This window comes from Streptomyces bohaiensis, assembly GCF_012033785.1.
GTDB lineage: Bacteria > Actinomycetota > Actinomycetes > Streptomycetales > Streptomycetaceae > Streptomyces > Streptomyces bohaiensis.
The window spans coordinates 1-1,306 of record NZ_JAAVJC010000529.1; the positions used below are offsets into that span (position 1 = coordinate 1).

Genomic DNA, 1,306 nt, shown 5'->3' on the forward strand with positions numbered 1-1,306 from the left:
CCGCGCACCCGCGCGGTGCGGGGCCGGCGGCGTGACGGGGGCCGGCGGTGTGATCGGGCCTCGCGACCGGCCGTCGCGCAGCCCGGGTGGCACGACCGCGGCCGGGCTGGGCCGTGGTCCGCATCACACCCGCTGAGCTGCGGTGACGCAGCTCTCACCCCGATGAGCGACCGGCCACGGGAATGATCCAGGCTCGTCACGGCGAGGCAATCTTCGCTTAACACCCGTCCGGCAGAGTTCTGGATGTCGGCGTCACGGACTTCCGGAGCGGCTCCCGGACCTCCCATGGACGCCAGAACGGCGGCAGCGACCCGATCGCCGTTCCCGCGGGGACCGTCGTCGTCCCGCCTCCGGCCTCGGCCGGGGGTGCGACGGTCCCCGCGCAGACCTTCCCGGCGCCACCGCGACCCTCCCCGGTCCGGTGGCGTTCCGGCGTTCCGGTGTTTCGGCGCCCGGCTCGGCGCCCGGGGGCGGCGGGCGACGCCCCGCCCGGCGTTGGACCGATGCCGGCCGTCCGGCGTCCGGAAGCCGTACCCGAGCGGACCCGAAACCCGCCGCGCGGTGCGGCCGTCGCGTATAAAGACACCGTGACCACCGACCACGCCCCGACCAGCGGCCGCCCCACCCTGGAACAGGTCGCGCGGGTCGCCGGGGTCTCCCGGGCGACGGTCTCCCGCGTGGTCAACGGCGAGGCCAGCGTCGACCCCCGCCTGCGGGAGCTGGTCGAACGCGCCGTCACCGCCACCCGGTACGTGCCCAACCGCGCGGCCCGCTCGCTGGTCACCGGCCGCACCGACGCCGTGGCGCTGGTGGTCTCGGAGCCCGACCCCGCAGGGGACGCGGCCGCGGCGGGCGCCCTGGCCGACCCCGTCTTCGGCCGGACCGTCACCGGCCTGCTGCGGGTGTTCGGCCCGCGCGGCGTGCAACTGCCGGTGAGCCACGCCGCCGACGCGGCCTCCCGGGACCGGCTGTTGGCCTACCTCGGGCAGGGTCACGCCGACGGCGTCGTGCTGTTCTCGACCCGCCCCGCCGACCCGCTCGCGGAGCGCCTGGCGCGCGGCCCGCTGCCGCTGGTCCTCGCGGGCCGCCCCGCCGGGGCGCTGCCCGCCAGCTACGTGGCGCTGGACCAGCGGGCCTGCGGACTCCTCGCAGCCGTCCACCTGACGAGGCTGCACCGCTCCCACTCCGCCGTCCTCACCGGGCCCGTCGACGGGGCCGGCGCGGACCCGGCCCACCGCGAGCGGTCCGCCGGATTCTCGGACGGCGTCACCGATCACGGCGCCCCGGCGCCCGCCCTGGCGGCCGC

Annotated in this window: 1 protein-coding gene; it reads left to right on the forward strand. The window is 78.0% G+C overall.

Translation table 11 applies throughout. From position 1 onward, the window contains the following. Positions 1-587: 587 nt before the first annotated feature. Positions 588-1,306, forward strand: a 719-nt coding sequence (locus HCN52_RS24490) for a LacI family DNA-binding transcriptional regulator (RefSeq protein ID WP_168090599.1), incomplete at its 3' end; no start/stop codon positions are given.